The sequence below is a fragment of the Streptomyces sp. NPDC015131 genome (assembly GCF_043079975.1).
GTDB lineage: Bacteria > Actinomycetota > Actinomycetes > Streptomycetales > Streptomycetaceae > Streptomyces.
In genome coordinates this window covers 224,390-246,740 of the sequence record NZ_JBIBVB010000008.1, presented here as the reverse complement: position 1 = coordinate 246,740, position 22,351 = coordinate 224,390, and the positions used below count along the sequence as shown (strand labels likewise).

24 protein-coding genes are annotated in these 22,351 nt (G+C 75.5%); 13 read left to right on the top strand and 11 right to left on the bottom strand.

What is annotated here, in order from left to right:
- Nucleotides 1–63 precede the first annotated feature (63 nt).
- From ACF08D_RS28990 to ACF08D_RS28950, 9 genes are all read left to right on the top strand, one after another.
- Entirely contained in the window at nucleotides 64–1,659 is a 1,596-nt protein-coding gene (locus tag ACF08D_RS28990) for an ABC transporter substrate-binding protein (protein WP_392226778.1), read from the top strand.
- 38 nt (nucleotides 1,660–1,697) lie between these two features.
- Nucleotides 1,698–2,663 carry an ABC transporter permease gene (locus tag ACF08D_RS28985; protein ID WP_392226776.1) on the top strand — a complete coding sequence of 322 codons (966 nt, stop codon included), beginning with the start codon at nucleotides 1,698–1,700 and terminating at the stop codon, nucleotides 2,661–2,663.
- On the top strand, nucleotides 2,656–3,522 hold the full coding sequence (locus ACF08D_RS28980; RefSeq protein ID WP_392226774.1) for an ABC transporter permease: 867 nt from the start codon (nucleotides 2,656–2,658) through the stop codon (nucleotides 3,520–3,522). The genes ACF08D_RS28985 and ACF08D_RS28980 overlap by 8 nt, the downstream gene beginning before the upstream one ends.
- A gap of 23 nt (nucleotides 3,523–3,545) precedes the next feature.
- Nucleotides 3,546–4,469 (top strand): ABC transporter ATP-binding protein, encoded by a 924-nt coding sequence (locus tag ACF08D_RS28975; RefSeq protein ID WP_392227096.1) that lies wholly within the window; start codon nucleotides 3,546–3,548, stop codon nucleotides 4,467–4,469.
- Nucleotides 4,462–5,124 carry an ABC transporter ATP-binding protein gene (locus ACF08D_RS28970; RefSeq protein WP_392226772.1) on the top strand — a complete coding sequence of 221 codons (663 nt, stop codon included), beginning with the start codon at nucleotides 4,462–4,464 and terminating at the stop codon, nucleotides 5,122–5,124. Before ACF08D_RS28975 ends, ACF08D_RS28970 begins: the two co-directional genes overlap by 8 nt.
- Nucleotides 5,125–5,204: 80 nt before the next feature.
- On the top strand, nucleotides 5,205–5,984 hold the full coding sequence (locus ACF08D_RS28965; RefSeq protein ID WP_392226770.1) for a hypothetical protein: 780 nt from the start codon (nucleotides 5,205–5,207) through the stop codon (nucleotides 5,982–5,984).
- Nucleotides 5,985–6,089: 105 nt separating this feature from the next.
- Nucleotides 6,090–6,956 carry an ANTAR domain-containing protein gene (locus tag ACF08D_RS28960; RefSeq protein WP_392226768.1) on the top strand — a complete coding sequence of 289 codons (867 nt, stop codon included), beginning with the start codon at nucleotides 6,090–6,092 and terminating at the stop codon, nucleotides 6,954–6,956.
- Nucleotides 6,957–7,068: 112 nt separating this feature from the next.
- A complete protein-coding gene (locus ACF08D_RS28955) occupies nucleotides 7,069–7,986 on the top strand; it encodes a phosphatidylinositol-specific phospholipase C/glycerophosphodiester phosphodiesterase family protein (protein ID WP_392226766.1) in 918 nt (305 codons plus the stop codon).
- Nucleotides 7,987–8,111: 125 nt separating this feature from the next.
- Nucleotides 8,112–8,306: a hypothetical protein gene (locus ACF08D_RS28950; RefSeq protein WP_392226764.1), complete on the top strand. Its 195-nt coding sequence runs from the start codon at nucleotides 8,112–8,114 to the stop codon at nucleotides 8,304–8,306.
- A gap of 39 nt (nucleotides 8,307–8,345) precedes the next feature.
- Here the strand turns inward: ACF08D_RS28950 and ACF08D_RS28945 are convergent, their stop codons facing one another.
- Nucleotides 8,346–9,554 (bottom strand): phosphodiester glycosidase family protein, encoded by a 1,209-nt coding sequence (locus ACF08D_RS28945; protein WP_392226762.1) that lies wholly within the window; start codon nucleotides 9,552–9,554, stop codon nucleotides 8,346–8,348.
- 214 nt (nucleotides 9,555–9,768) lie between these two features.
- The gene (locus ACF08D_RS28940) at nucleotides 9,769–10,575 is read right to left on the bottom strand and encodes an aminoglycoside N(3)-acetyltransferase (RefSeq protein WP_392226760.1); all 807 of its coding nucleotides are present in this window, start codon (nucleotides 10,573–10,575) and stop codon (nucleotides 9,769–9,771) included.
- Nucleotides 10,576–10,803: 228 nt separating this feature from the next.
- Here ACF08D_RS28940 and ACF08D_RS28935 point away from each other — a divergent pair, with 228 nt between their 5' ends.
- Entirely contained in the window at nucleotides 10,804–11,196 is a 393-nt protein-coding gene (locus ACF08D_RS28935; protein WP_392226758.1) for a VOC family protein, read from the top strand.
- A 22-nt stretch (nucleotides 11,197–11,218) separates the two neighbouring features.
- On the opposite strand, the gene ACF08D_RS28930 is transcribed toward ACF08D_RS28935, so the two are convergent.
- The 5 genes from ACF08D_RS28930 to pgm all read right to left on the bottom strand — a co-directional run bounded on the left by ACF08D_RS28930 (nucleotide 11,219) and on the right by pgm (nucleotide 16,763).
- Nucleotides 11,219–11,809: an ATP/GTP-binding protein gene (locus tag ACF08D_RS28930; RefSeq protein ID WP_392226756.1), complete on the bottom strand. Its 591-nt coding sequence runs from the start codon at nucleotides 11,807–11,809 to the stop codon at nucleotides 11,219–11,221.
- Nucleotides 11,796–12,110, bottom strand: coding sequence for a DUF742 domain-containing protein (locus ACF08D_RS28925; RefSeq protein ID WP_392226754.1), 315 nt, complete (start codon nucleotides 12,108–12,110; stop codon nucleotides 11,796–11,798). Before ACF08D_RS28925 ends, ACF08D_RS28930 begins: the two co-directional genes overlap by 14 nt.
- Nucleotides 12,111–12,160: 50 nt before the next feature.
- Nucleotides 12,161–12,562 carry a roadblock/LC7 domain-containing protein gene (locus ACF08D_RS28920; protein WP_392226752.1) on the bottom strand — a complete coding sequence of 134 codons (402 nt, stop codon included), beginning with the start codon at nucleotides 12,560–12,562 and terminating at the stop codon, nucleotides 12,161–12,163.
- On the bottom strand, nucleotides 12,559–14,874 hold the full coding sequence (locus ACF08D_RS28915; RefSeq protein WP_392226750.1) for a nitrate- and nitrite sensing domain-containing protein: 2,316 nt from the start codon (nucleotides 14,872–14,874) through the stop codon (nucleotides 12,559–12,561). The genes ACF08D_RS28920 and ACF08D_RS28915 overlap by 4 nt, the downstream gene beginning before the upstream one ends.
- Nucleotides 14,875–15,119: 245 nt before the next feature.
- Nucleotides 15,120–16,763: a phosphoglucomutase (alpha-D-glucose-1,6-bisphosphate-dependent) gene (gene pgm / locus ACF08D_RS28910; protein WP_392226748.1), complete on the bottom strand. Its 1,644-nt coding sequence runs from the start codon at nucleotides 16,761–16,763 to the stop codon at nucleotides 15,120–15,122.
- A gap of 196 nt (nucleotides 16,764–16,959) precedes the next feature.
- Here pgm and ACF08D_RS28905 point away from each other — a divergent pair, with 196 nt between their 5' ends.
- Nucleotides 16,960–17,409: a DoxX family protein gene (locus tag ACF08D_RS28905; RefSeq protein WP_392226746.1), complete on the top strand. Its 450-nt coding sequence runs from the start codon at nucleotides 16,960–16,962 to the stop codon at nucleotides 17,407–17,409.
- Here ACF08D_RS28905 and ACF08D_RS28900 read toward each other — a convergent pair.
- Both ACF08D_RS28900 and ACF08D_RS28895 read right to left on the bottom strand, forming a co-directional pair.
- The gene (locus ACF08D_RS28900; protein ID WP_392226744.1) at nucleotides 17,406–18,275 is read right to left on the bottom strand and encodes an oxygenase MpaB family protein; all 870 of its coding nucleotides are present in this window, start codon (nucleotides 18,273–18,275) and stop codon (nucleotides 17,406–17,408) included. The two genes, ACF08D_RS28905 and ACF08D_RS28900, sit on opposite strands and share 4 nt — an antisense overlap.
- A gap of 102 nt (nucleotides 18,276–18,377) precedes the next feature.
- Nucleotides 18,378–18,779, bottom strand: coding sequence for a DUF5997 family protein (locus ACF08D_RS28895; protein WP_392226742.1), 402 nt, complete (start codon nucleotides 18,777–18,779; stop codon nucleotides 18,378–18,380).
- Between the two features lie 57 nt (nucleotides 18,780–18,836).
- On the opposite strand from ACF08D_RS28895, the gene ACF08D_RS28890 reads away from it, so the two are divergent.
- A complete protein-coding gene (locus ACF08D_RS28890) occupies nucleotides 18,837–19,649 on the top strand; it encodes a LysR family substrate-binding domain-containing protein (protein WP_392226740.1) in 813 nt (270 codons plus the stop codon).
- A 53-nt stretch (nucleotides 19,650–19,702) separates the two neighbouring features.
- Here the strand turns inward: ACF08D_RS28890 and ACF08D_RS28885 are convergent, their stop codons facing one another.
- Entirely contained in the window at nucleotides 19,703–20,068 is a 366-nt protein-coding gene (locus ACF08D_RS28885) for a transglycosylase family protein (protein ID WP_392226738.1), read from the bottom strand.
- Between the two features lie 134 nt (nucleotides 20,069–20,202).
- On the bottom strand, nucleotides 20,203–21,006 hold the full coding sequence (locus ACF08D_RS28880; protein ID WP_392226736.1) for an alpha/beta fold hydrolase: 804 nt from the start codon (nucleotides 21,004–21,006) through the stop codon (nucleotides 20,203–20,205).
- Nucleotides 21,007–21,113: 107 nt separating this feature from the next.
- Between ACF08D_RS28880 and ACF08D_RS28875 the strand changes: the two genes are divergently transcribed.
- Nucleotides 21,114–22,337 carry an MFS transporter gene (locus tag ACF08D_RS28875; RefSeq protein ID WP_392226734.1) on the top strand — a complete coding sequence of 408 codons (1,224 nt, stop codon included), beginning with the start codon at nucleotides 21,114–21,116 and terminating at the stop codon, nucleotides 22,335–22,337.
- Nucleotides 22,338–22,351 lie beyond the last annotated feature (14 nt).

The window sequence follows — 22,351 nt, the reverse complement described above, 5'->3', positions numbered from 1 at the left end:
CATTTGCACGACGATCGCAACAACGGCCGATCTTCAATTCGGCCTCACGAGGGGTGTGGGACCATGACCGCCCGATCCATACGCGGCATGGCCGCCGCCACGCTGGCCGGAGCCCTGGCCATCACCGCGGCGGCCTGCTCGAACCCGGGATCCTCCGGCAAGAACGCCGCCTCCGGGGACAGCGCGGTCGTCGGCATCGCCTATGAGCCGGACACCCTCAGCCCCCTCCTCGGCTACGGCAAGGACGGCAACTCCAAGATCTTCGACGGGCTGCTCGCCTTCGACGGCGACATGGAGCTGCGGCCCGCCCTCGCGGTCGCCCTGCCCAAGGTCAGCCCCGACGGACTGACGTACACCTATACGCTCCGCCAGGGCGTGAAGTTCAGCGACGGCAAGCCCTTCACCGCCAAGGACGTCGTCTTCACCTACCGCACCATCCTCGACAAGAAGACCAACAACCCCGCCAAGAGCGAGCTGGACGCCCTCAAGGACGTCCGCGCCACCGGCGACGACACGGTCGTCTTCACCCTGAAGTACCCCTACGCGGCCTTCGCCGAGCGCACCGTCCTCGGCATCGCCCCCGAGCACGTCGCGGCGGAGCAGGACGTCAACAGCGGCCCCTTCACCACCAGGCCCGTCGGCACCGGCCCGTATGTGCTCACCGGCTGGTCCAAGGGCGAGAAGCTCAGCTTCCGCGCCAACCCGGACTACTGGGGCGGCGCGCCCAAGGTGAAGAAGTTCACCATGGCGATCATCAAGGACGACGACGTCCGCGCCACCCGCCTGCGCTCCGGCGACCTCGACGGCGCGATCCTCCCGCCCAACCTCGCCAAGGGCTTCAGGAGCGACAGCGGCAGGAAGACGTACGAGGCCACCAGCTACGACTACCGCCTGGTGACCCTCCCCACCCACAACAAGGTCACCGGCGACACCGCGATCCGCCGCGCCCTCGACGTGGCCGTCGACCGCGACACCATGGTCGAGAAGATCCTCGAAGGCGCCGGCAAGCCCGCCTACGGCCCCGTCCCCACCGACAGCGAGTGGTTCACCAAGGGCACCGAGCGCCCCCACGACCTCGCCGCCGCCAAGAAGATCCTCGACGCCGCCGGCTGGAAGCCCGGCCCGGACGGCATCCGCGCCAAGAACGGCGTCCGCGCCTCCTTCCCCCTCTGGTACCTCTCCGGCGACAAGCTCCGCCAGGACCACGCCCTCGCCTACGCCTCCGACGCCAAGAAGGCCGGCATCGACATCAAGACCCAGGCCGGCACCTGGGAGGTCATCGAGCCCCGGATGAAGCAGGACGCGGTCCTCGCCGGCGGCGGCTCGCCCGGCGACCCCGACTTCGACCAGTACCTGCTGCTGAAGTCCTCCCTCGGCGGCGACGGCTTCAACAACATGGGCTGGTACGACAACCCGGCCGTCGACAAGGCCCTCGAGACCGGCCGCAGGACCGACGACAAGGCGGCCCGCAAGGCCGCCTACGACACCGTCCAGCGCGAACTGGTGAAGAACCCCGGCTACACCTTCCTCACCCACATCGACCACCTCTACGTGGTCGACGACTCCTGGACCGGCCTGTCCACCCAGGTCGAGCCGCACGACCACGGCCTGGCCTCCGGCCCCTGGTGGAACGTCGAGAACTGGGTCCCCAAGAAGTGACCCCCGCGAAGACCGGCCGCCGCCTCCCCTGGGGAGCGATGGCCAGGATGGCGGGACGGCGGGCCCTGTTCGCCGTCCCCGTCCTCCTCGTCGTCACCTTCGCGGTCTTCGCCGTCGCCGCGGCCAGCCCCTTCGACCCCGTCAAGGCGTACGCGGGCACCGCCGGCCTCACCGCCTCGCAGGAGAACCTCGACCAGCTCCGCGCCAACCTCGGCGCCGACCAACCGCTCGTCCCGCGCTGGTGGGACTGGCTCACCTCCGCCCTCACCGGCGACCTCGGCGACTCCAGCGTGATGCGCCAGCCCGTCGCCGACGTCATCGCCGAACGCATCGGCTGGTCCGTGCTCCTGGCCGCCACCGCCTTCGCCGTCGCCATCCTGCTGGGCACCGTGCTCGGCGTCCTGGCCGCCCGCCGCGGCGGCGGCTGGCTCGACCGCTGCGTCAGCTCCGCCGCGTACACCCTCGAAGCCGCCCCGGCCTTCTGGCTCGGCCTGCTGGCCATCTGGTTCTTCTCCCTGCACCTGGGCGTCCTGCCGGCCGGCGGGCTCACCGACACGGCCAGCGACACCGTCACCCCCGGCCAGGTCGCCTCGCACCTGGTCCTGCCCGCCCTCGTCCTCGGCGTCTCCCAGCTGCCGTGGTTCTTCCTGTACGTCCGCCAGGGCGTCGCCGACGCGCTCGACGAGGACCCCGTGCGCGGCGCACGCGCGCGTGGCCTCAGCGAACGCACCGTGCTCGTCGGGCACGCCCTGCGCTCCGGCATGCTCCCCATGCTGACGCTCATCGGCTCCCGCGTGCCCGAACTGATCACCGGCGCCCTGCTCGTGGAGTCCGTCTTCAGCTGGCCCGGCATCGCCGCGGCGACCGTCCAGGCCGCGACCTCCGTCGACTTCCCGCTGCTCGCCGCACTCACCGTGCTCGCCACCGCCGCCGTCCTGCTCGGCAACCTGCTGTCCGACCTGCTGTACGGACTCGCCGACCCGAGAGTGGGCTTCGATGGCTGACCTCGCCTGGCGCTCCCACGGGCGCACCCGCCGCTCCACCCGCACCGTCCGCCTCTCCGTCTCCGCCCTCGTCACCGGGGCCGTGCTGCTCGCCGTGCTCCTCGTGCCGCCGCTGGTCCAGCTCGACCAGCAGGCCGTCGACCTGTCCCAGAAGCTCCTGCCGCCCTCGGCCGCCCACCCCTTCGGCACCGACGACGTCGGGCGCGACCTGCTGCTGCGCTGCGTCTACGGGCTGCGCGTCTCGCTCCTCGTCGGCCTGGTCGCCGCGCTCGTCGCCACCGTCATCGGCACCGCCGTGGGCGCCGCTGCCGCCGCCTTCGGCGGCTGGACCGACCGCCTGGTGATGCGGCTCGTCGACACCTTCTCCTCCGTGCCGCACCTGCTGCTGGGCATCTTCATCGTGGCGATGTTCCGCCCCGGCGTCTGGCCCGTCATCGTGTCCGTCGCGCTGACCCACTGGCTCTCCACGGCCCGGATCGTCCGCTCCGAGGTGCTGTCGCTGCGCTCGCGCCCCTACATCGACGCGGCCGTCTCCGGCGGCGCCGGCCGCTGGCGGGTCACCGTCCGCCACCTGCTGCCCGCGGTGCTGCCGCAGGCCGGGCTCGCCGCCGTGCTGATGGTGCCGCACGCCATGTGGCACGAGTCCGCGCTGTCCTTCCTGGGCCTCGGCCTGCCCGCCCACCAGGCGAGCCTCGGCACCCTGGTGCAGACCGCGCGCGGCTCGCTGCTCGCCGGCGACTGGTGGCCCACGCTCTTCCCCGGCCTGTTCCTCATCGTCCCGACCCTCGCCATCGCGGGCCTCGCCGGAGCCTGGCGGGAACGCATCAACCCGCGCCGCCGATCGGAGCTGATGCTGTGAGCCCCGTCCTCTCCGTACGGGACATGTCCGTCCGCTTCCGGATGCGCGGCGGCCACCACATCGCCGCCGTCAGCGGCGCCACCTTCGACCTCGCGGCCGGCGAGTGCCTCGCCCTCGTCGGCGAGAGCGGCTGCGGCAAGTCCGTCCTCGCCTCCGCGCTGCTCGGCCTGCTGCCCGGCAACGCCCAGACCGCCGGCAGCGCCCTGATCGACGGCACCGACCTGCTGGCCGCCGACGAGCGCACCCTCGCCCGCACGGTACGGGGTCGGCGCATCGGCCTGGTCCCGCAGTCCCCGGCCGCCCACCTCACCCCCGTACGCACCGTCCGCGCCCAGCTGGAGGAGACCCTCCGCGAGCTGACCGGCACCCCCCGCGCCGCCCTGCGCGCCGCCGCGGTCGCCGCCGCCGAGCGCGCCGCCTTTCCCACCCACCTCCTCGACCACCACCCCCACCAGCTGTCCGGCGGGCAGGCCCAGCGGGCCGCCACCGCCCTCGCCCTCATCGGCGACGCCCCGCTGCTGCTCGCCGACGAGCCGACCACCGGACTCGACCGCGACCTCGTCGACCGCACCGCCGACGAACTGCGCCGCCACGCCGACGACGGCCGCGCCCTGCTGATGATCACCCACGACCTGGCCGCCGCCGAGCGGATCGCCGACCGCGTCGCCGTGATGTACGCGGGCCGGATCGTCGAACTCGCCGACGCCGACCGCTTCTTCGGCGACCCCGGGCCCCGCCACCCCTACGCCCGCGGCCTGCTCGCCGCCCTGCCCGAACGCGACTTCACCCCCATCCCCGGCATGCCCCCGGAGCTGGGCGACCTCCCGGAGGGCTGCGCCTTCGCCCCGCGCTGCGACCGGGCGAGCGCCGCCTGCCGCTCCGTACCGCTCCTCGCCGGCGGAGTCGCCTGCCACCACAGCGAGGAGCAGGAGCCCGCCCGTGCTTGAACTCGACGCCGTCACCGCCGGATACCGCCCCCGCGACCCGGTCTTCCGCGCCGCCTCCCTCACCGTCGCCCCCGGCGAGGCCCTCGGCCTGCTCGGCCCCAGCGGCTGCGGCAAGTCGACCCTCGCCAGGGTCGCCGCCCTGCTGCACCGGCCCGACGCCGGCCGGGTCCGCGTCGACGGCCGGGAGGTACGCGGCTGGCGCCACCGGGCACCGCGCGAGCTGCGCACCGCCATCGGCGTGGTGTTCCAGCAGCCCCGGATGTCCGCCGACCCCCGGCTGCGGCTGCGCGACCTGATCGCCGAGCCGCTGCGGGCGACCGGCCGGCGCGACGAGGCCGCACGGCGCGTCCCCGAACTGGCCGAGGCCGTCGGCCTCACCGGCGACCTCCTCGCCCGGCGCCCCCACGAGGTCAGCGACGGCCAGCTCCAGCGCGCCTGCCTCGCCCGCGCCCTGGTGCTCCGCCCCCGCTGGCTGATCTGCGACGAGATGACCGCCATGCTCGACGCCTCCACCACCGCCGCGCTGGTCGCCGTCGTCGAGACCTACCGCCGCGAGCACGGGGCCGGGCTCCTCGCGGTCGGCCACGACCGCGTCCTGCTGGAGCGCTGGTGCGACCGCACCGTCGAGTGGGACACCTGCCTGACCGCCCCCTGACGGCCCGCTGGTAGGGTCGCTTCCTTCGGCCCCGCCCGGCACGTCCGGCGGACACGGCCGGAGTCCCCGAGGGGTTCGCCATGACCTCCGCAGACCCGGCCGCCCCCGTGCCGGCGACCCCCGCCGCCGCCCGCCTGGAGGCGGCGCTCCACCGGCTGCGCCTGGCCTTCGCCGGTGCGACGGCCCGGCCCGACGAGTCCAACTGCCCCTGCCACTGGGGCAGCGAGGAGGAGCTGGACCTCCTCAAGACCCCGGACGTGCCGCTCGACCCCGACCTGCTCCACCGCACCTGGTCGGCGCCCGACTGGCACGACCACGCGGCCGTGACCCGCCGGATCCTCCCGCAGTTCGCCCGGGCGCTGGTGGCGGGGGAGTGCCGCGACGACGGCGCCCGCGCCGGGCACTCCCTCGCCCGGTCCGGCTGGCGGCGGTGGCCCGAGGCGCCGGTCGTCGGCGCCTTCCTGGACGCCTGGTGGGACCGGACCCTCCAGTCGGCGGACCCGCCCGTGCCGGCGCCCGAGGTCTTCGAGGTCTGCCTCCACGCGTCCGGCACCGCCGCCCCCTGGCTCGCCCGCTGGGAGCGGCACACCGGCCCCGCCGCCGACGCCCACCTGCTGGCCGCCGCACGGGAGTGGATCGACGACCTGGAGCACGACGACTTCCCCTTCCCCGGCGGATGTTGGTACGACGTCCCCGGCGTGTACGCGTACGACGACGAAGAGGCGGTGGTCCTCGCCCTCAACACCTGGCTCGCCCGGCACGCGCGCCCCCGCCTGGCTGCCCGGGGCGCCCCCCGGGACCTGCTGGACCGGCTCACCCTGCTGGGGGTGCCCTGGGAATGGCGCTGGGACAGCCGCTGAGACCACCCTCCGAACGCCCCGGCTCCACGGCGCGAGTGAGGGGGGACACGTCGGCGGGGGCCGCCCGGGGAGTGTCGGCCCCCGCCCACCGGGCAGGCACCGAGCATGACAGAGACGTTCAAGCCCGGCGGGTACGAGGCGGGCGACACCGGCGACGAGGTGGCGCGCCTGCGCGAGCAGCTGCGCCACCTGCGGGCCCGGGCCCGCAACCGTCCCCTGGTCGCGGAGGCGCAGGGCCTTCTGCGTGAGCGGTACCGGCTGGCGGACTCGGAGACCGCCTTCGCGCTGATGCAGCTCGCCTCCCAGCGCCACAACGTCCGGCTGCGGACCCTCGCCGAGGCCGTCGTCCGGCTGGAGCGCCCCCGCGACGGCGGTGAGCAGTGGTTCCCCGGCCGGACGCGGCACCCGGCGCCCTCCCTGGACACCCTCGCCGTCGACGACCCCTCGCACGCCCACCGCGGCGCGGTGCTGGGCGCCGTCCTGTCGCAGACCCTCGCCGTCACCGCCACCCACATGGGCAATGTGCAGATCGGGGACCACGCCGGCGGCGGACTGTGGATGGAGAAGCACACCGGCCTCAGCGACGACTTCGTCTCCTTCTTCGACCACGTCGGCCCCTCGGGCACCTCCTGCGCCCAGGCCGCCCAGGACGTCCGGCAGGTCACCGTCCACGACGTCGCCACCGACCCGGTGTTCGCCGAGGACGCCCGCGGCGCGATCCTGGAGGCGGGCAGCCGCTCCTGCCACAGCGTGCCCCTCGTCAGCGGCGGCCGGGTCCTGGGCATGGTCTCCGCCCACTTCGACCGGCCGATCGCCGACCTGCACACCGCCCAGCTCGCGGCCCTCGACCACACCGGCCGCCAGGTCGGCCGCTGGCTGGCCTGGTACGACCGCACGGTCGTCCTCGACGCCCTGGAGGACCTGCACACCCTCGCCCGCGACCCCGCGATGAGACGGGTCCGCCGCCGCTGAACATCCGGCGGCGAACCGGCCAACTCCCCGTGCGCACACGGCGGGAGGGGCCGGGGGAGTCCCATACTCGACCCGTCCCTCCCGCCCGCACCGTGCCCGGAAAAGCCCCGCCATGGCGCCGCTCTCCCGCCGCTCCGCCGTCCTCGGCCTCGCCGCCGCCCCGGCCGCCGCCCTCGCCCTCCCCGCCCCGAGCGCCACCGCGAGCACCGCGGCCACCCGGGGCCCGATAGCCACCGCGAGCACCGCGGCCACCGCGGGTCCGGTGGCCACCCAGTTGTGCGCCCGCCCCCTGCGCCGCGCCCACGCCCACAACGACTACCTGCACCCGCGGCCCCTCCACGACGCCCTCCACCACGGCTTCACCAGCGTCGAGGCGGACGTCTTCCTCGTGGACGGCGCACTCCTCGTCGCCCACGACCCCGCCGGGCTCGACCCCGCGCGCACCCTGCGCGCGCTCTACCTCGAACCCCTCGCCGCCCGCGTCCGCGCCCACGGTTCCGTGCACCCCGGCCACCACCGGCCCGTACAGCTCCTCGTGGACATCAAGGCCGACGGGGTGGCCGCCTACCGGGCGCTCCACCGCGAACTGGCGCCCTACCGCTGGATGATGAGCCGCTGCGCCGACGGCCGCGTCCGGCCCGGCGCCGTCACGGCCGTGGTCTCCGGCGACCGCGCGGCCCGCGCCCCCCTGGAGGCCCAGCGGGTCCGGTACGCCTTCTACGACGGCCGCCTCGACGACCTGGGCACCGCAGCGCCCGCCTCCCTCGTCCCGCTGGTCAGCGCCGCCTGGTCGTCCGTCTTCGGCACCCACGGCACCGGCCCGCTCCCGCCCGCCGCACGCGCCCGCCTCCACCGGCTCGTCGCCGCCGCCCACCGCGAGGGCCGCCGCATCCGGTTCTGGGGCACCCCCGACACGCCCGGCCCGGCGCGCGACGCCCTCTGGGCCGAGCTGCTCGCCGCCCGCGTCGACCACCTCAACACCGACGACCTGCCTGGCCTCGCGCGCTTCCTCCGCATGCACGACGAGTAACGGGTCACGGCCCATCAATACCCGTTCGGCCGACATGCCGTACGTCCGGACGGCGCCGCCGCTCGGCCAGACTGGCCGCCGAATGCCGCACAGACCGTGCGGCGACCGGTCGAGGAGGGCGACACATGGCCGTTTCCATCTCCGTGGTTCTGCTGCTGCTGATCATGGCGGTGATCTTCCTGCGCAACGGCGGACTGAAGATCTCCCACGCCCTGGTCTGCGGCCTGCTCGGCTTCTTCCTCGCCAGCACCAGCCTCGCACCCACCATCTACAACGGCGTCTCCGCCACCGCCGACGTCGTCAGCAACTTCAAGCCCTGAGGCCCACGCCCCGAGAGGGGCTCAAGCCCTGCGGGGGCGTCAGAAGCCCTCCACCCCCCGCACGAAGACCCCGATGCCGTTGGGGACGGCGCGCTGGGCCCCGCCGCTCGGGTGGTTGAGCACGCTCACCCTCGCCGCGCCGCCCCGGCGGGCCACCAGCGTGGAGGACCCGCCGCCGTCCAGGTTCACGGCGTCCGAGGCGCCCAGGTCCCGCATCGCGCCGGCCACCTCCACGACGGTCAGCCCGCTGCGGAACCCGGGGGAGCCGTCCAGCGCCAGCAGCAGCAACCGCCGCCCGCTGTCCCGTACCCCCGCCGCCGTGCGCACCGCCGGCGTCACCTTGTCCATCCCGCTCAGCGGGGTGCCGTCGCGGAGCACCGGGAAGCCGCCCACCGCGAAGCGGTACCCGCCGCCCGACGCGTCCCGCCCGGCGGGGACCAGCTCGTACGCCACGCTCACCCGGTCACCGACGGCCAGGGCCCGCAGCGCCCGGGCGCCCGCCTCCCGCCCCACCAGCACCTCGGTGTCCCGGCCGATCGCGCCCCGGCCGGGCTTCTCCGCCACCGCGACGACCTCACCGCCGCGCACCGTCACCTCGAAGGTCTCCGTGCTGCACGGGGCGTCCCGCCGGGTGTCCGTGCCGCAGGTGGCACGCGCGCGTGAGGCGGCGCCCCAGTCGGCGGTGAACAGTCCCACCGAACCCACCGGCAGCGCGTACTGGTTGAGCCCGCCCAGGGCGATGTCGCCGCCCGGGTGGCTCACCGTGCCGTCCAGGGCGAGCTCCCCGATCCGGGCCAGGCCGTCCTCGCCGACGCCCAGCACCTGCCGGGCGGTCGTCCCGGGCGGCAGCGACGGCCCGAAGCGCTGGCCGTTCGGCACGGCGGCCTTCAGGGCGCGCCCGTCCGCCACGGCGGGCCCCACCGGCGCGCCGGTCGCCTCCACCTCGGGGTGCTGGGTCTCGGACAGGTGGAAGAAGTCGCCGTTGACCCCGCCCACCGCGCCCGCCCCGTCGGCCAGCGAGGACAGCGGCGACCGCGCCGCCACCACCCCCGGGTACAGCAGCCCCGCCGACACCCGCGGATCGCCCAGGTCCACCGAGAGGAGGTGGGCGCGGGCGGTGCCGCGCGTGGAGGGGATGTCGAACCAGCGGTACTCCACCCCGGTCGCCACCCGCTGCCACACCGGGGCCGGGGCGGCGGCGGGCGCCGCCGCCAAGGAGGCACCCAGCAGGGTCAGCAGAACGAGCATCAGAAACGCACGGCCGCGCGGCACGGTCACGGTCCCCCCAAGTCCAGGGCAACTCCCACAGGTCAGGGAAGAGTTGCCCGGACGGCGCACGCGGTGAACGGCCGAACGGGCGACGAACGGGTGAACGAAAACTCCGGGTGGCCCATTCGGGCGCAGGGGCCCCTCCGCCCGCTCGGGTCACGCGCCGCGGCGGTCAGCGGTCAGCGGTCACCGGTCAGCGGTGGCGGGTGAACCACCCCTGTGCGAAGTCCACCGCCGGTGCGAGGTCCACCAGCCGGCAGGCCGCCGCACCGACCGTCCCGGTCCGGACGGTCCCGGCGCCGGACCGCTCCAGGTCCGCCCCGAGCGCGGCGAAGTCGCCGTCGTCGAGGGCGACGTCCTCGTACGACCACCACCGCGCCGCCCCGTCCTCCCGCACCACGCAGCGGTAGGTGCGCCGGGGCGGCCGGGCCACCCGGTACTCGCCGAGGTGGAAGGCGGTGCACGCGCCGAAGCCCGTGCCGAGCAGCAGGATCGAGGCCCGCAGGTCGTACAGGCGGGCGAGGGGCGAGTCCTCGCCGAGGTGGCAGTCGGGCCGGTGGCCGGAGACGACCTTCTCGGCGTACGGTCCCAGCGCCGCGAACGACGTCTGCGGGTGCGCGCTGCGCAGCGCCCCCGGACGGGTCCGCACCAGCTCGGGCAGCACCCCGAGCCCCTCGTCGCACGGCATGGTCCCGGCGTCGTACGGCGGCATCGCCGCGCGCACGGCGGCCCGCCCGGCCTCGTCCAGCCCCCGCACCCGCTCCAGATGGGCGGCCGAGGTGTCCGAATTGCGTGCCGTGAACGCCGGGACGACGAGCGTGCCGTCCGGGCCGAGCGCCGCCCGCAGCGCGCGCAGCACGGCCGCCCCGCCACCCGCCACCGGCCCCACCGCGCGCAGCGACGCGTGCACCAGCAGGGGCCGGTCCGGCCGCACACCCAGCTCACGCAGCTGCCCGGTGAGCCGATGCTCCGTAGGTGTCCCGGTTCCGGTCACTGCCACCCGTTCGTCCGCCGTCGGCCCGTGGCCGCCCATCGTAGAGGCCCCGGGCGGGCGTGTCGGGACCATAAGCGGCCAATGCCCCGTTCGTGGAGCCGGTGCCCCCGGCGGGCCCCCGGGCCGGCCCCCGGCGGACCCTGGTACAAGTGCCACGACCTGAACACCGAGCCGCCGCGGCGGACGGCCGGGCGGCGGCTCACCGCCGCCCCACCACAACCGGAGGAGCACCCCATGAAGATCCGTCTGACCAGCGTCTTCGTCGACGACCAGGCCAAGGCGCTGCGCTTCTACACCGAGATCCTCGGCTTTGTGAAGAAGCACGACGTCCCGGTGGGGGAGGGGGCCCGGTGGCTGACCGTCGTCTCGCCCGAGGAGCCCGACGGCACCGAACTGCTGCTGGAGCCGTCCGGCCACCCGGCCGTCAAGCCCTACCGCGACGCGCTCATGGCGGACGGCATCCCCCTCGCCCAGTTCGCCGTCGAGGACGTCCGGGCCCACTACGAGCGGCTGCGCGCCCTCGGCGTCCGCTTCACCCAGGCACCGCTGGACATGGGACCGGTCACCACCGCCGTCCTCGACGACACCTGCGGCAACCTGATCCAGCTCGCGTCCCAGCCGCGATGACCCGGGGCCGCGCCCGGCGGCCTCACACCCGGGCGGCCCGCCCCGCCCGGGCGATGACCGTGTCCAGCAGGGCGAGCAGCGCGCCCCGGACGTCCCCGCGCAGCCGCGCGTCCAGCAGCAGGACGGGAGTGTCCGGGTCCCGCAGGTGCAGGGCCGCCCTGATCTCCGCCTCCGTGTAGAGCTGCTCCCCGTGGAAGCAGTTCGCCCCGACCACGAACGGCAGCCCGCGGCTCTCGAAGAAGTCGACCGCCGCGAAACTCCGGTCCAGCCGCCGGGTGTCGGCGAGGACGACCGCCCCCAGCGCCCCGTTCAGCAGCTCGTCCCACATGAACCAGAAGCGCTCCTGCCCCGGGGTGCCGAACAGGTACAGCACGACCCCGGCCTCTTCCAGGGTGATCCGGCCGAAGTCCATCGCCACGGTGGTGGCCGTCTTCGACTCGATGCCGTCCAGGTCGTCCACACCGACCCCGGCGGCCGTCAGCCGTTCCTCCGTGCGCAGGGGCTCGATCTCGGAGACCGCCTCCACCAGAGTCGTCTTGCCCACGCCGAATCCCCCCGCGATCAGGATCTTCACGGGGGCGGCCGCCTGGGCGGGGGTGTCATATCCGGGCAAGGTTGTCCCTGATTCTCCTGAGCAGATGGACGTCGGTCGTCCCGGCCTCCGCCGACGGCGGCCGGTGGTGGATCAGCCCGCGCTCCGCGAGCTCCCCGAGCAGGAGGGTCGCCGGGGTCAGACGCATCCCCAGCCGGGCCGCGATCTCCGCGACCGCCCTCCCGTTCGGCGGCGGGCACATGGCGAGGACCGCCCGCCACTCGGTCGGCAGACCCTCGTGGGCGTCGCCCGCCACGGCCGCGGTGATGGTGGTGTCCATCGTGAGGGCGGTGCGCGGCGCGGCCGTACGGCCGTCGGTCAAGGCGTACAGCCGCGTCCTTCGACGGCGTGCGCGCTGCGGCTCGTCGGGCATTACGGCGTGGCGGTCCCGGCGCGGTCCGGGGTGCCGAGCCATTCGCCCAGCGCCTGCGCGGTCCGCACCGCCTCGCCGCCCAGCTCCCCGAGCCGGGCCTTGCGGGACGTCACCACGATCAGCGTGCTGCCCTCGCCGCAGCCGACGATGCACAGATACCGGTCGTCCATCTCGACGAGCTGGCGGATCACCCGGCCGCCGTCGATCTCGCGCGAGATCGCCTTCATGGTCGACGCGATCCCGGAGGCCGCCGCGGCGATCCGCTCCGCCTGGGGCCGGTCCAGCAGGTACGCGCTCAGCTTGATCCCGTCGTTGGACAGCAGCACGGCACCCTGGATTCCGGCGATCCGGCTCAGGTTGTTGTCCAGCACGCTGAAGATCATGTCGTTGTCCGTCGTCATGGCTGATCCTGTCGCAGTTCGATTTCCACGGTCCGGGTCCCCTGTTCGTAGTCGTCCCAGGCGTCGGCGACCTCCTCGGGCGTCGCCTCGTCCCTCTCCGGCGCCGGCGCCGGGTCCGGGTCGCGCTCCTCGCGGAGCTGCGCGGCCATGTGCGTCTGCGGCACCCGCTCGGGCAGCGCCGGGCGCCCGGCCGGTGCCGGGGCGGCGGTCCGCTCGTGCTCCTCCGGTACGTCACGGCCGGTCACCGGCCGCCGCTGCGGCAGCGGTTCCACGGCAGGCCGCTCCTCCGCCGGGGCCGGGGCGGCCGGCCGCGGCGCGGGCACCGGGGTGGCCACCGGAGCGGGCGCCGGGGCGGCCGGGAGCACGGTCGGGACCAGGTGCGCGTGCGGGACGATCACCACGGCCGACGTACCGCCGTACACCGAGCGGCGCAGCGTCACGGTGGCGCCCAGCCGGTCGGCGAGGTGGCCCACCACGAACAGGCCCAGCCGGTGCGCGTTCTCCGCCAGGACCGCGTACGGCGGCGCCGAGTGCAGGCGCCGGTTCATCTCCTCGTACGACTCCGGCGTCACCCGCGGGCCCCGGTCCTCGATCTCGACCGACAGCCCGTCGGCCACCAGCTCGGCCCGGATGACCACCTTGGTGCGCGGCGGCGAGAACCGGGTCGCGTTGTCCAGCAGCTCGGCCAGCAGATGGCTGACCTGGCTGATCGCCCCGGGCTCCACACTGATCTCGTCCAGCGCCTGCCGCTCGATCCGCCGGAAGTCCTCCACCTCCGCGGCGGCCTCGCGCAGCAGGTCGGCCACCCGCATCGGGTCGGTGTGCGGGTCGGGGATCTCGCCGCCGGAGAGGATGAGCAGGTTCTCGATCTGGCGCCGCATCCCCACGGTGAGCTGGTCCGCCCGCATCAGCTGCGCCAGCAGCGCCTCGTCGGTGCCGAAGGTGTCCTGAAGCTCCTCGGTGAGCGTGAGCTGACGGCTCACCAGATTGCCGGTACGGGAGGCGATGCCCGCCGCGAAGAGGCCGAAGCCGTGCCGCTCGGCCGCCAGCCGGCGGTGCCCGTCCACGGACACGGCCACCACCCGGGCGAACGCGTCGCCGACCCGGCCCACCTCGTCCCCCTCGCCGCGCACCACCGGCAGCGCCCCGGTGTCCACGGGCCGGCCCTGCTGGAGCCTGGCCACCACGTCCGGCAGGGTCTCCTCCGCCACGATGACCGTCCGCTCGTGCAGCACCCGCAGCCGGCGCAGCACCGACCGGGTGGTCACGCCGACGATCCCAGCCACCACCAGCAGCGCCGCGGCACTGCCCGCGATCAGCCAGGTGACCTCCCGCTCCAGCTCGGCGGCCTTGGCGTCGCCGTGCGCCAGCAGGGCCCGCGTCCGCTCGGTGTTGAGCGCCTCCAGCTCGGGCGACCACACGCGGTGCGCGGCCGGCCAGCCGCTCACGCCCGCCGGGAGCCGCACCGACGCCCCCGCGTCCTCATGACCCGCCAGCACCTCGTTCTCGACGCGGGACTTGGCCTGCCAGGCGTCCGAACCGGCGATCGCCGCGTAGCGGTCGGCCCCCTCGACGGGCATGGCCGGAACGATCCAGCGGTCGTACAGATGCCGGTGGGCGCCCACCGCGTTGACGAAGTCCGCGAACCGGCGGGTGCTCAGCTCCCGCGACGGCCCGGCGAGCGCCAGGATGGTGTCCTCCTGCGCCATCATCTCCGACGCCGTGTAGAGCGCGACCACCACGGTGCTCTCCTCGGTCAGCTCCGCGTCGTCCGTGTGGCCGAAACCGTCCTGGAAGTAGCGGATCATCTGACCGATCAGGTCGCTGTAGAACACGATCAGGCCGTCGGCGCTGCCGAGCCGGGCGTCCGCCCGCTCCCGGTACGCGTCCAGGTCGTCGAGGCCGTTCATCACCTCCAGCAGGCGCCGGTCCGTCTCCTCGGTGCCCGGCCCCGCGGCGGCCGACGCCCGGCGGAACGCCTCCGCGGCCGCGTCGGTGGCCGCCCGCCCGGCGCGCACCTCCTCCTCCGGGACGGCGGTGCCCGACCACATCGCGGCGGTCGTCCTGCGCTCGGCCTGCATCCGGACGATCAGGGTGTGCAGCGGCGGGCCGATGTGCTCGCCGGCCGCCACGTCGGAGCGGAGGTGACCGGACCGCGCCAGCAGCCGCTCGGCGGTCACGGCGACATAGGTGCCCATGGCCGCGGTGGGGATCAGGGCCAGCAGGACGAGCAGCGTCCGCAGACGGACGGCACGGCGGCGCCGGGGGAGCGGCGCCGCGTCGCGGGGACCTTCGGGTCGTATGGAAGACATCAGCCCTCGGGAGCGGGGAGCGGGACAGGCCGGCCACCGGGGCCGGCACTGCCCTGGTGAGGGCATGGGGGGACGGCCGGCCCGGCTCCGGTGACGCGTGGGGGTGCGATCATAACCAGCCACCCCGGGTAACAGAGAGGTCGCTTCCGGTGGAAGAGGACGACCGCCCCCGGGCAGCACACCGGCCGGCGGCCCGCCCACGGCGAACCACCGGCCGGAAAAGGGATGTTCCGGGCGGGAACGGCTCAGTCGTTCAGCGCCGCCGTCACCACCGCACGGGCCTCCTCCTGCACCCGGGCGAGGTGCTCGGCGCCCAGGAACGACTCGGCGTACACCTTGTAGACGTCCTCCGTGCCCGAGGGCCGGGCCGCGAACCAGGCGTTCTCCGTCGTCACCTTGATGCCCCCGATGGCCGCCCCGTTGCCCGGGGCCTCGGTCAGCACGGCGGTCACCGGCTCGCCCGCGAGCGTCCCGGCCGTCACCCGCGAGGCGTCGAGGCGGCCGAGGACCGCCTTCTCCTCCCGGGTCGCCGGCGCGTCCACCCGGGCGTACGCCGGCTCGCCGAACCGGGAAGCCAGCTCCGCGTACCGCTCGCTGGGCGTCCGCCCCGTCACGGCCAGCATCTCGGAGGCGAGCAGCGCCAGGACGATGCCGTCCTTGTCGGTGGTCCACACCGAGCCGTCCCGCCGCAGGAAGGACGCCCCGGCCGACTCCTCGCCGCCGAAACCGATCGTCCCCTCCGCCAGCCCGTCCACGAACCACTTGAAACCGACCGGCACTTCCACCAGCGGCCGGCCCAGATCGGCGGCCACCCGGTCGATCATGCCCGACGACACCAGCGTCTTGCCCACCCCGGCCCCGGCCGGCCACCGCTCCCGGTGCCGGTACAGGTAGTCGATGGCGGCGGCCAGGAAGTGGTTGGGGTTCATCAGCCCGCCGTCCGGGGTGACGATGCCGTGCCGGTCGGCGTCCGCGTCGTTGCCGGTGGCGATGTCGAACCGGTCGCGCCCCTCGATGAGCGAGGCCATCGCGTACGGCGACGAGCAGTCCATCCGGATCTTCCCGTCCCAGTCCAGCGTCATGAACCGCCAGGTGGGGTCCGTCTCCGGATTGACCACGGTCAGGTCCAGCCGGTGCTCCTCGGCGATCCGGCCCCAGTACGCGACGGACGCGCCGCCCAGCGGGTCCGCGCCGATCCGCACCCCCGCCGCCCGCACCGCGTCCAGGTCCAGCACCGACGGCAGGTCCCGCACGTACGCGCCGAGGAAGTCGTACCGCCCGGTGGTGGGCGCGGCCAGCGCCCGCGCGTACGGCAGCCGCCGTACGTCCTTGCCGCCGCCCGTCATGATCTCGTTGGCGCGCTCCTGGATCCAGCCGGTCGCCTCCGAGCCGGCCGGGCCGCCGTTGGGCGGGTTGTACTTGAACCCGCCGTCGGACGGCGGGTTGTGCGACGGGGTCACCACCACCCCGTCGGCGAGACCCGTGCCGCCGCGCCCCCGGTTGTGCGTGAGGATGGCGTGCGACACCGCCGGGGTGGGGGTGTGGCCGTCGGCGGTGTCGACGAGGACCGTCACCCCGTTCGCCGCGAACACCTCGACGGCTGTCACCCGGGCCGGCTCCGACAGGGCGTGCGTGTCGGCGCCGAGGAACAGCGGCCCGTCGATGCCCCGCGCGGCCCGGTACTCGCAGATCGCCTGGCTCGTCGCCGCGATGTGGTCCTCGTTGAACGCCCCGGCCAGGGACGATCCCCGGTGCCCGGACGTCCCGAACGCCACCCGCTGGGCGGGGTCCGCCGGGTCGGGGTGCAGTGCGTAGTACGCGGTCACCAGCCGGGCCACGTCGATCAGGTCCTCCGGCCGCGCCGGCCGCCCCGCGCGCTCGTTCGGCATTCCGTCCACTCCTCCAAGTCCGTCGACCACCCGGTCGGTGCGGTCGGCAACGTGACGATCATCGCCGCTCGGCCGCGTTCCGTACGGCTGCCCCTCCGCCCCCTGTTCCCGGGGCCCGGAGGGACACGCTCCCGGGGCCCCCTGCGCGGGGGCCCCGGAAGGGCATGCCCCGTGCGCCGCCGGGCACCCGCACCGCATGGCGATTTTCCGAAAGTTGGCACGTCCCCTGCTGGCCTCCACCTTCGTCTCCGGTGGGCTGCACACCCTGCGCGACCCCGGATCGGTGGCCCCGGCGGCCGAACCCGTCGCCCGGCCCGTCACCGAACGGATCCCGGCGCTGCCCGACCAGACCGAGAAGCTGGTACGCGTCAACGGCGCGATCCAGGTCGGCGCGGGGCTCCTGTTCGCCACCGGCCGCTTCCCCCGCCTGTCCGCGCTCGCGCTCGCCACCACCCTGGTGCCCACCACGCTCGCCGGGCACGCCTACTGGACGGTGGAGGACCCCGAGGAGCGGGCCGCCCAGCGGATCCACTTCTTCAAGAACCTCTCCATGCTCGGCGGCCTGCTGATCGCCGCCGCCGACACCCACGGCAAGCCGTCGCTGGCGTACCGCTCGGCGGCCCGCGCGAAGTCCCTGGCGCCCTAGTCCGGCCCGGCCCGCCCCGGCGGCGGGGCGGGCCGCATCGCCCACCTGATCGTCCCGGTGAGCGCGTGCCCCGACGCCCGGACGACGGTGTCCTCCAGGCCCGGCAGGCGCGGCGGCAGCCCGAGCGGGCGGCGGGCCCAGGGCGGCAGCGTGGCCACCGCGTTGGCCGCGAGGACGGCGTACGGCGCCCGGGCGGCCCACGGCAGGGGCGGGCGCAGCAGGATGAAGCGGGCGGCCTCGCGCGCCTCCCGCGTGGCGCGCAGCTCCGGCCGGTACGCGTCCAGCCGGGCGGCCAGCTCTGCCCGGTCGCGCGGCGGGTCGACGACCCCGAGGGCCGCCGCCACGTGCGCGGTGTCGGCGATGTACGCGTCGCAGCCGGCCGCATCCAGGGGCCGGGCGCCGTAGCGCTGGTGGGCGGTGAGGAAGCTGTCGACCTCGGCGACGTGCACCCAGCCCAGCAGGTGCGGATCGGCGGCGTGGTAGGGCTCCCCGTCCGGGGTCGTCCCGCGCACCCGCTCGTGCACCGCCCGGACCGTCTCCACCGCCCGCCGCGCGTCGGCCGCCGTGCCGTACGTCGTCACGGCGAGGAAGGTGCTGGTGCGCTGGAGGCGCCCCCACGGGTCGCCCCGGTAGCCGGAGTGGGCGTCCACCGCCGCCATAGCCAGCGGGTGCAGCGACTGGAGCAGCAGCGCCCGCAGCCCGCCGATGAACATCGAGGCGTCACCGTGGACGGTGCGGATCGGGCGGCCCGGCCCGAACCAGCGGGGCCCCGGGGTGTCGTGGATCCGGGCCCGGGTCACCGGGCCCTCGGGCCCCGCCACCCGGGCGAACAGGCCCCGGCCCAGCCGCTCCCGCACGGTGCTCATGCGGCCAGTATCCGCCCCGCCGGGCCCCGGCGGGAGGCCCCTGCGAGGCCCGACCGGAGGCCCCTGCGAGGCCCGGCGGGAGGCCCCCGCGGGGCCCCCGCGTCAGCGGCCCTCGGCCGCCTTCTGCTCCTTGAGCCGGGCCGCTTCCTTGAGCCGCACGGTCTCCTTGCGGACCTCGGCCTGCACCGCCCGCTCCCGCACCAGCCACTCCGGGCTCTCGGCCTTCAGCGCCTCGATCTGCTCCGTGGTCAGCGCCTCGGTGACCCCGCCGCGGGCCAGACCGGAGATGGAGACGCCCAGCTTGGAGGCGACCACCGGCCGGGGGTGCGGGCCGTCGCGGCGCAGGTCCAGCAGCCACTGCGGCGGATCGGCCTGGAGCGCGGCGAGCTCCTCGCGGGAGACGGTGCCCTCCCGGAACTCGGCGGGGGTGGCCTCGAGGTACACACCCAGCTTCTTCGCCGCGGTGGCGGGCTTCATCGTCTGGGCGGTCTGGTGCGACTTCATGCGTCAAGGGTATCGAGCGTGTGCGCGACCGCCGACCACGCCCGGTAACCTGGCGGGGTGACAGGCTCGGACGCAACCCCTTCCTTCCGGCTCGCCTATGTCCCGGGTGTGACGCCGGCCAAGTGGGTCCGCATCTGGAACGAGCGGCTGCCCGGTGTTCCGCTGACCCTCCTCCAGGTGTCCGCCGCCGAGGCGCCCGGCGTCCTGCGGGACGGGCGGGCCGACGCGGGTCTCCTGCGGCTGCCGGCCGACCGGACCGCGCTCAGCGCCATCCCCCTGTACACCGAGACGACCGTGGTCGTGGTCCCGAAGGACCACCTCGTGGCGGCGGCCGACGAGGTCTCGGCGGCGGACCTCGCCGACGACATCGTGCTGCACCCGCTGGACGACACCCTCGGCTGGGAGACCCCGCCGGGACGGCCCGCGCTGGAGCGCCCGGCCACCACCGCCGACGCCGTCGAGCTGGTGGCCGCGGGCATCGGGCTGCTCGTCGTGCCGCAGTCGCTGGCCCGGCTGCACCACCGCAAGGACCTCACCTACCGGCCGCTGACCGACGCCCCGCAGTCGCGGGTGGCGCTGTCCTGGCCGGAGGAGGAGACCACCGACCTGGTCGAGCACTTCATCGGGATCGTGCGCGGCCGCACCGTCAACAGCTCCCGCGGCCCCCGGGTCCCCTCCGCCTCACCGGCACCGGCGCAGCGGAAGAAGGCCCCCGCCAAGGGCGCCCGCAGCGGCCAGGGCGGCCAGGGCGGCGCGGGCGCCGCGAAGGGCGGCAGGGCGGGCAAGACCGGCAAGGGGGGCAAGGGCGCCGCCCAGGGCAAGGGCGGCGGCAGGGGAGCCGCGGGCGGCCGCCGCGGCAGGCGTACGTAGCTTCCGTACCCGCCCGGGGCCCGTGGCCCCGGCCCGGCCCGGCCCCCGGCCCGTCAGCGGCGCCGGGCGCAGGCCCAGGCGCCCATGCCCTGGAGGGCGGCCAGCCGGCGCGCGGTGGCGATCTGCTCCTTCCTGGTGGCCAGGTCGGCGCGCGGCGCGTACTTCAGCCCGCCGGCCGCCTCCCAGCTGGACTGCTTGAACTGCAGCCCGCCGTAATGGCCGTTGCCGGTGTTGGCGTCCCAGTCCCCGCCCGACTCGCAGGCCGCGATCGCGTCCCAGTCGACCCGCCCGGCCGGCCGCGGGCCCGCCGCGTGGGAGGCGGGCACGGCGAGCGCCAGCACGGCCGACGCGCACCACGCCGTCAGCGTGAGCCTGCCGAGGGCGCGTACACCGCCGCCACCGCTGTGGTGACCGTTCATCAGGTTCCCTCCGGATCCGTCGTGCCCGCCTCCGGAAGGGGGCCGGCTGGATGGGTCCGACCGTAGGGTCGCCGGGCCCGCCCGGCACGCGGTGCTGCGCCGGGCGGGTGGGTCCCGGCGCGGCTGACGGCGTGTCAGCCCACCGGCCGGGTCAGGTACTCGGCGATGTCCCGGCCCCAGCCGCGCACCTCCGCGCGCGTGTGCGCCACCCGCAGATCGGCGTCCAGCAGCCGGGCCAGTTCCGTCGCCGTCGACAGCGGGTGCCCGGGGTCGTCCGCCCAGGCCAGCACCAGGACGGGCAGCCGCAGCCGGGCCAGGTCCGCCGGCGCGGGCAGGTCGGAGGCGGCCAGGCCCCGCAGCACGGCCGGCAGCACCCGCGCGGCGGGCGTCGGCCCGGGGTCGGGCACCCCCGCCACCGCCGGCGGCCGGGGCCCGCCCGCCCGGGCGGCGCGCCAGGCACCGGCGCCGTCCCGCTCGATCGTCTCCGCCGCCGCGCGGTTGCGCCGCGCGTACGCCTCCCGGCCCGACCAGGCGGTCGGCGGGATCAGCAGCACCAGCCGGGAGAACCGCCCCGGCGACCGGACCGCCGCGTGCAGGACCGTCCCGCACCCCATCGACGCGCCGAGCGCGTCCACCGGGCCGTCCGCGCCCAGATGGCCGAGCAGGGCCAGCAGGTCGCCGGCGAGCGAGGCGTACGTGTAGTCGTCCGGCACCGCCGCGCCCGTGGACCGGCCGTGCCCCCGGGCGTCGTACCGGACCAGCCGCCGCCCCGCGGCCACCACCGGCGCCCAGTCGAACAGGCCCATGCGGTCCTCGGCCGCCCGCCCGGCGAAGCCGCCGTGCGCGTACACCGCGAGCGGGCCGCGCCCGGCGGCCTCGTACCGCAGCTCGGCCCCGCGGTGCCGGAAGCCGCCCTCCCCGGCGCTGTACGCGTCCACTGCCCTCCTCCGGGCCCGTCCCCGGACCACCCGGGTGACCGGTTCTCTCCCATGCTCGATGCGATGTTGTCCGGAAATGACCGGCTCTTCTCCCTAGTGTGATCGTCATGACCCGCACATCCCCCGCATCCCGGCGCGCCCGGCCGCGCCCCGCACGGCGCCCGGGCTACCTCGCCGCGGCGGCGGTCTTCGCCATCGGCATGGCCGGGACCACGCTGCCCACCCCGCTGTACGGGCTCTACCGCGCCGAGCTGGGCTTCTCCGAGCTGATGGTGACGGTGGTCTTCGCCAGCTACGCGGTGGGCGTGATCCTCACCCTGCTGCTGGCCGGCAACCACTCCGACGTGGCGGGACGGCGCCCCGTCCTGCTGTGTGCGCTGGGCCTCGCCGCCGCCAGCGCGGTGTGCTTCCTGCTGGAGGGCGGACTGCCCGCGCTCTTCGCCGGGCGGGTGCTCTCGGGCTTCTCGGCCGGGCTGCTGAGCGGCTCCGGCACCGTCACCGTGCTGGAGCTGGCGCCGCCCGGCCGCAGGTCCCGGGCCGGCCTCGCCGCCACGGCGGCCAACATGGGCGGCCTGGGCTGCGGCCCCCTGCTGTCCGGGCTGCTCGCCGAGTACGCCCCGCTGCCACTCGCCCTGCCCTTCCTGGCCCATCTGGCCCTGGTGGCCGTCGCCTGCGCCGTCGTCCTGCTCCTGCCCGAGACCGTTCCCGACCCGCGTCCCCGGGCCCGGCCCCGGCCGCAGGGCCTGTACGTCCCGCCCGCCGTCCGGGGCGTCTTCACCCCCTCCGCGCTCGCCGCCTTCGCCGGGTTCTCGCTGCTCGGGCTGTTCACCGCCGTGGCGCCCAGCTTCGTCTCCCAGATGCTCGGCATCGGCAACCTCGCCGTCTCCGGCCTGGTGGTCTTCTCGGTCTTCCTCGCCTCCACCGCCGGGCAGTCCCTGACCGGCCGGGTAAGCGCCCGCGCCGCGCTCCCGCTCGGCTGCGGGGTGCTGGTGGCGGGGCTCCTCCTGGTCGGCGCCTCGCTGTGGGCCGAGTCCCTGGCGCTGATGGTCGCCGGCGCCGTCTGCGGCGGACTCGGGCAGGGCCTGGCCTTCCGCGCCGCGCTCACCGCCGTCGGCGAGGCCGCCCCCGCCGCCCACCGCGCCGCCGTGATCTCCTCGTTCTTCGTCGTCGCCTACACCGGCATCTCCCTGCCGGTCGTCGGCGTCGGCGCCCTGACCATGTGGCTCGGCCTGGAGCGCGCCGGGCTGACCTTCACCGCCTGCGTCACCCTGCTGGTCCTGGCCGTCGCCGTACGGCTGATCCGCCACCCCGCGGTGAGTCGCGGTCGCTGATGCCTCGGATAGGA